Raw genomic sequence first — 6,093 nt, forward strand, 5'->3', positions numbered from 1 at the left:
AGCAATAGTAGAACGGCGCCACGGCGCTGGTCGGTCCGACGCGATAGGCCATGAAGATGAAGAAGTGGCCGAAGATCAGGAAAAATCCAGCACCTGCCATCAGCAGCAGGTGATGCGCCCCGGGCATGACCCAGCGCTCGGAAACAAGATGCGCGGCGCCGGCGCCGATCAGCACCACCACGACGGCGGAAATCGCCACGATCATTCCCGGCACCTCGGCCGAGACCCGCCGGCCGGCTAGGTCGCGCGCCGCTGCAAGGGCTGCGTTGCCGAGCGCCAGCAGGGCATAGACCGAAATGCCTTGCATGGTCGGCTGCGCCACCATCAGCGCGCCGACGAAGCCGAGCCCGATCAGCGCCATGCGCCGGCCGCCGATCCGCTCGCCAAACAGGATCGAGGAGCCAACCAGCATCAAGAGCGGCGTGATCTGGCCGAGCGCGGTGGAATCGGCGATCTGCATGTTGGCGAGCGCGACCACATAGCAAAGGATCGCCGCCAGCTCGAGCACGTTCCGGCTCAGGACGCGCTTGTCGAAGATCAGCGGGATCTGCTTGCCGTAGCCCAGCGCGAACAGCAGCGGGAAGCCCCAGAGGGCCGCCGCGGCACCCCGCAGAAACAGCACCTCATAAGACGGCAGGCCCGCCGTCGCGAGCTTCATCATCGTGTCGTTGACGAGATACGACCCCGTCGAGACGATCATGAACAGCGGGCCGCGGATAGAGGCAGGGATGAAATGCATCCGGCCACAAGATCAGAGGCGGATGGCGGCGGCAATGGTCCATGGCCTGGCCATGATTCAGACAGGGCCGGGCAAGCAGGCCGGCGCTTTCGCGGCCTCGATCGGTCGGCCGCTACCCCTTCATTTTGCCCGGAGCCTTCCTATATCAGCGCCACATCCCCGCAATCGGATCGATGGTTCGGACTGAGTGAGACGGCACCCGGCCAAAAGACGCTTGTGTTTTTTGGCCTTTGTCGCTAATCGCCCCGCATTCGACTGAACTGAAGGTCTTCGACCGAACTGAAGATCCGGGCCGTCCAAGGAAAGAGACAATGGCAAAAGGTAAATTCGAGCGTAACAAGCCTCACGTGAACATCGGCACGATTGGCCACGTCGACCATGGCAAGACGTCGCTGACGGCGGCGATCACCAAGTATTTTGGCGAATACAAGCGCTACGACCAGATCGACGCTGCCCCTGAAGAGAAGGCGCGCGGCATCACGATCTCGACGGCTCACGTCGAATACGAGACGGCCAACCGCCACTACGCTCACGTCGACTGCCCCGGCCACGCCGACTATGTGAAGAACATGATCACCGGCGCCGCGCAGATGGACGGCGCGATCCTGGTCGTGTCGGCCGCCGACGGCCCGATGCCGCAGACCCGCGAGCACATCCTGCTGGCCCGTCAGGTCGGCGTGCCGTCGATCGTGGTGTTCCTGAACAAGGTCGACCAGGTCGACGACGCCGAGCTGCTCGAACTGGTCGAGCTCGAGGTTCGCGAGCTTCTGACCAAGAACGAATTCCCCGGCGACGACATTCCGATCGTCAAGGGTTCGGCTCTGGCTGCTCTCGAAGACTCGGACAAGAAGATCGGTGAAGACGCGATCCGCGAGCTGATGGCTGCGGTCGATGCCTACATCCCGACGCCGGTCCGTCCGCTCGACAAGCCGTTCCTGATGCCGATCGAAGACGTGTTCTCGATCTCGGGCCGCGGCACGGTCGTGACCGGCCGCGTCGAGCGCGGCGTGGTCAAGGTCGGCGAGGAACTCGAGATCATCGGCATCCGTCCGACGACCAAGACGACCTGCACGGGCGTGGAAATGTTCCGCAAGCTGCTCGATCAGGGCCAGGCTGGCGACAACATCGGCGCGCTGCTGCGCGGCGTTGATCGTGAAGGTGTCGAGCGCGGCCAGGTTCTGGCCAAGCCGGGCACGGTGAAGCCGCACAAGAAGTTCGTGGCCGAAGCCTACATCCTGACCAAGGACGAAGGAGGCCGTCACACGCCGTTCTTCACCAACTACCGTCCGCAGTTCTACTTCCGCACGACCGACGTGACCGGCATCGTGTCGCTGCCGGAAGGCACCGAGATGGTGATGCCGGGCGACAACATCACGGTCGATGTCGAGCTGATCGTGCCGATCGCCATGGAAGAGAAGCTGCGCTTCGCTATCCGTGAAGGCGGCCGCACCGTCGGTGCCGGCATCGTCGTCACCATCAAGGAATAACCGAGCCCGGCATTCGCCGGATCGACAAGAAAGGGCGGTCTTCGGGCCGCCCTTTTTGTTTGCCGGGCTATCGGCTGCCGCCCCGTCGGCCGAACCCTGTTGCAAGGCTCTGGACCTCGTCTAGTATAGGTTGCATCAAGGGGCTTTTTCCAAATGGTTCCAAGGCGGTATTTTCATCGTCGGGCATTGTGGCCGCTGGCTCTGACCTGGCTGATTGCGTTGCTTGCCACAGGCCCGGCAGCCTTCGCGGCGGATGCGGCGCCGGATCTTGGGCCGACGATGCGGTTCGGCATTGTCCGCAGCAACGCAGCGGGGTGCGAGCCGATCTGTCCGGAATGGATATCGGCCGAGGGCTCCATAGAAGCCGGAACTCCGGCGCTCTTCAAACGCATGCTGAAGACGCTTGGCGGGCGGAAACTGCCTGTTGTCGTGGATTCTCCCGGCGGCAATGTCGAGGCGGCGCTGACGCTTGGCCGGCTGATCCGCAAGAACAAGCTCGATATCGCCATCGGCAAGACGGTGTTTTCCAGCTGCCAGCCCGACGCGAAGGGGTGCCAGGACCGTGACGCCCGCTACTTCGGCGATGTCATCGACTATGGCGCCATGTGCAATTCCGCCTGTCCTCTGATGTTTGCCGGCGGCATCAGGCGAGTGGCTGGCGAATGGGCCTATCTCGGCGTCCATCAGATCACCACGACCTACATCCGCACGAAATTGCAATACCGGACCACCTATCGGATCGTCGGGGGCAAGAAGAAGATCCTCAACACGAAGATCGTCAGCCGCAAGAACGCCGGCAGCTACAAGACCTACGAAATGAGCAAGTCGGTGGAGAAAAAGCTGGCGGCCTACCTGGACCAGATGGGCATCGAACAAAGCATGCTCGAAACGATGAAGGGCACCCCGGCCAGCGAAATCCACCAGATCGCCCTCGATGACATGCTGGCGATGAAGCTGGTCACCAGCACGGACGCCGTGGGCCTGTTGACCGCGGCGAGCCTGTGCGAACCCGGCCGCCTGGCCACGAATTGCCGGGAAGTGCCGGGGAACAAGCCTGATGGCCTGATGGCGACCGCGGCCAGGCCTACTCCGCCAGCGATCGAACCCGAGGCGGCGCGGCGCGATGAAGACATGCGCTTCGTTGTCGTTCGCGGCACCAATCCGCTCTGCAATCCAGACTGCCCGGAATGGATCTCGGCGGAAGGCGCGATCACCCCCCAGACCCCGCAGAAGCTGCGCCAGCTGCTCGCCACGCTCGGCAAACGGCAACTGCCTGTCGTGATCAGCTCGAAGGGAGGCGATCTGTTCAGCGCCCTGGCGGCGGGACGGCTTATCCATGAAAAGAAGCTCGACGTCGCCGTTGGCCGCACCGATTTCGTCGGCTGTGACCCAGGAGCGTGGAATCGCCTGGCCAAGGAGGGCGCCTATGCCGGGCTGAGCATCGATGCGGGCGTGGAGTGCGATTCGGCCTGCGCGTTCATGCTTGCCGGCGGCATCAGGCGGCTTGTCGGTCCCCAGGCGCGACTTAGCCTCTACCCGATGGGGCAAAAGCTGATGGTCAAGGCTTACCTGGAGGAGATGGCGATCAGTTCCGCCCTGTTCGCGGCGATCGAGCGGCGCTCGGTCGAGCGCCGGCTGGAACCCGACATGATGCTGAAGGTTGGCCTGACGACGAGCCTGCAATCGGTCGACGCGCTGACCGGCGCCACCATTTGCGAGGCGGTGCCAAGACCCGAGAATTGCCGGATCCGGCCTTCCGCCAATGCCGAGGCTGACGCGCCGGCCAAATTGTAGTGGGCGACGGAGCCCGAAACTGGCCATCGAGGCAGGTTGAGCCGCTTTCGATTTTTCCGCTATCGTCGCTGCTGGCGGCTTCAGGCAAGCGGAGGATCGAGAATGGGCCAGGATATCCCGACACTCTACGAATGGGCCGGCGGCAGCGAGGCCTTGAACCGGCTCACCCAGACCTTCTATGACAAGGTGGCGCAGGACCCGATCGTCGGGCCGGTGTTCAAGACCATGTCGCCGGATCACCCCGCCCATGTCGCGGCCTTCATCGGCGAGGTTTTCGGCGGACCGAAGACCTACAGCGAGCAGTTCGGCGGCCACCGCGAGATGGTCATGCACCATCTGGGCAAGCATCTGAGCGAGGAGCAGCGCCGCCGCTGGATCAGCCTCCTGGCCGATGCCGCCGACGCGGTCGGCCTGCCTGACGATCCGGAATTCCGTTCGGCCTTCATGGGCTATGTCGAATGGGGATCGCGCCTGGCCAAGATGAACTCCAATCTCGGCGAAACCTGCGATCCGCAGACGGAACCGATGCCGGCCTGGGGCTGGGGTGTGCCGGGCGGCCCCTATCAGCCACCGGGTACAAACTAGCGTCCAGTCGCCATGGAGGTGTTGGGCTGATGCCGGAAGATGTGAAGATCATACGTTGGCGCGAGTGGGACGGACCGGGTCTCGAACATTTGGTGCTGCAGGAGCGGGCAGGGGAGGTCTCGGCCGACTCTGTCGCAGTCTGCTCCGGGCAAACGCCTTTTGCCGTCCGTTACCGCATCGTTTGCGATGTCGGCTGGCACGCCAGGCGTGTCGTTGTCGATATGATCGGTAGCGGCCGCACGCTTGTTCTTGCCGCCGATGGCGATGGTCGCTGGACCAGGGACGGCCTGCCGATGCCGGAGCTCGACGGCATTTTCGATCCCGACCTGACCATCACGCCGTTCACCAACACGCTGCCGATCCGGCGATTGCAACTTTCCGCCGGGCAGAGTGCCGAGATAACCACTGCCTTCATCGACTTCCCCGCCCTCACGGTCGTCGCCAACCCGCAGCGCTACACATGCCTCGAAGAGGGCAGGCGATATCTCTATGAATCGCGCGCCAGCGACTTCAGGCGGGAACTTGAAATCGACCGCAACGGGCTGGTTGTCGACTATCCCGATTTCTGGCGCAGAGGTTAAGGCGTGTTTGCATGCAAACCGCTCTTTACAGAGCGTGCGGAAGCTTTTAGGAAGCGCCTGCTGCGCCGACATGCGCACGTACGGGCATAGCTCAGTTGGTAGAGCGGCGGTCTCCAAAACCGCAGGTCGTAGGTTCGAGCCCTGCTGCCCGTGCCATTCCCTGAATGGCATTCAACCCAATGTCTCGCCGTTTCGGAATGGCGTTCAAAACGATATTTCCATGGTCCGGCCTTTGAAAATCGGCAACCCGCTTGCCATATAGGGTCGATTGGGGCATAAGAGCGCCATAGCCGGGACGGAACGACTGGATGGTTCCGAGGCGGTGTTTGGTCATAAAGCGGAGACTTGCCACTTGCGTGGATCAAGAATCGGTTTTATGTAGACGAAACAGACACGCGACGCGTGGAGCTGGGAAACCGGCTTTACGCGTCTGATTTGCATGGGCGAAATGATTGCGCTGATTCGGCGCGAAATTCGCTCAGGCGGCACGTCCCGGCCAGCGGGATCATCCAGGAGACCCGGCCAACGGGTCTTGAAGACAGAGCGGCATATGGCTTCGAAAACCACAAATCCTTTCGTCTTTCTCCAGCAGGTTCGCGCGGAGACCGCCAAGGTGACTTGGCCGTCGCGGCGCGAAACGATGATCTCGACGGTGATGGTTCTGGCCTTCGCAGTGATCGCGATGATCTTTTTCTTCACCGCTGATCAGCTCATGGGCCTCGCGGTCGAACAGATTCTGGGCATCGGACGCTAAGTCCGGCGATTACGGAGAAGTCTTGAAATGACCGCGCGCTGGTACATCGTCCACGCCTATTCGAACTTTGAAAAGAAGGTCGCCGAGGATATCGAGAACAAGGCCAAGCAGAAGGGCCTGTCTGCCGACATCCACCAGATCGTGGTTCCGACC

General features: G+C 62.4%; 7 protein-coding genes and 1 tRNA gene. 7 read left to right on the forward strand and 1 reads right to left on the reverse strand.

The window, feature by feature from the left end:
* On the reverse strand, positions 1–739 hold a 739-nt coding region (locus EN932_RS26500), incomplete at its 3' end, for an EamA family transporter (RefSeq protein WP_128369168.1).
* A 311-nt stretch (positions 740–1,050) separates the two neighbouring features.
* On the opposite strand from EN932_RS26500, the gene tuf reads away from it, so the two are divergent.
* From tuf to EN932_RS26535, 7 genes are all read left to right on the forward strand, one after another.
* Positions 1,051–2,226, forward strand: a complete 1,176-nt coding sequence (gene tuf / locus EN932_RS26505; RefSeq protein WP_013531404.1) for an elongation factor Tu — start codon at positions 1,051–1,053, stop codon at positions 2,224–2,226.
* A 153-nt stretch (positions 2,227–2,379) separates the two neighbouring features.
* Complete coding sequence (locus EN932_RS26510; protein WP_127369798.1) at positions 2,380–4,020, forward strand: hypothetical protein; 1,641 nt, start codon at positions 2,380–2,382, stop codon at positions 4,018–4,020.
* A 102-nt stretch (positions 4,021–4,122) separates the two neighbouring features.
* Positions 4,123–4,605 (forward strand): group II truncated hemoglobin, encoded by a 483-nt coding sequence (locus EN932_RS26515; protein WP_024505637.1) that lies wholly within the window; start codon positions 4,123–4,125, stop codon positions 4,603–4,605.
* 29 nt (positions 4,606–4,634) lie between these two features.
* A complete protein-coding gene (locus EN932_RS26520) occupies positions 4,635–5,186 on the forward strand; it encodes a putative glycolipid-binding domain-containing protein (protein WP_063168072.1) in 552 nt (183 codons plus the stop codon).
* 80 nt (positions 5,187–5,266) lie between these two features.
* Positions 5,267–5,342: transfer RNA gene (locus tag EN932_RS26525), tRNA-Trp, on the forward strand.
* 394 nt (positions 5,343–5,736) lie between these two features.
* Positions 5,737–5,940, forward strand: coding sequence for a preprotein translocase subunit SecE (secE, locus tag EN932_RS26530; protein ID WP_013531408.1), 204 nt, complete (start codon positions 5,737–5,739; stop codon positions 5,938–5,940).
* Between the two features lie 27 nt (positions 5,941–5,967).
* On the forward strand, positions 5,968–6,093 hold a 126-nt coding region (locus EN932_RS26535), incomplete at its 3' end, for a transcription termination/antitermination NusG family protein (protein ID WP_281061554.1).

The organism is Mesorhizobium sp. M7A.F.Ca.US.002.01.1.1, assembly GCF_004022955.1.
Classification (GTDB): domain Bacteria; phylum Pseudomonadota; class Alphaproteobacteria; order Rhizobiales; family Rhizobiaceae; genus Mesorhizobium; species Mesorhizobium ciceri.

Coding starts and splice junctions, on each gene's coding strand:
- EN932_RS26520 (WP_063168072.1), top strand. CDS start 4,635: ATGCCGGAAGATGTGAAGATCATACGTTGGCGCGAGTGGGACGGACCG.
- secE (WP_013531408.1), top strand. CDS start 5,737: ATGGCTTCGAAAACCACAAATCCTTTCGTCTTTCTCCAGCAGGTTCGC.
- EN932_RS26515 (WP_024505637.1), top strand. CDS start 4,123: ATGGGCCAGGATATCCCGACACTCTACGAATGGGCCGGCGGCAGCGAG.
- tuf (WP_013531404.1), top strand. CDS start 1,051: ATGGCAAAAGGTAAATTCGAGCGTAACAAGCCTCACGTGAACATCGGC.
- EN932_RS26510 (WP_127369798.1), top strand. CDS start 2,380: ATGGTTCCAAGGCGGTATTTTCATCGTCGGGCATTGTGGCCGCTGGCT.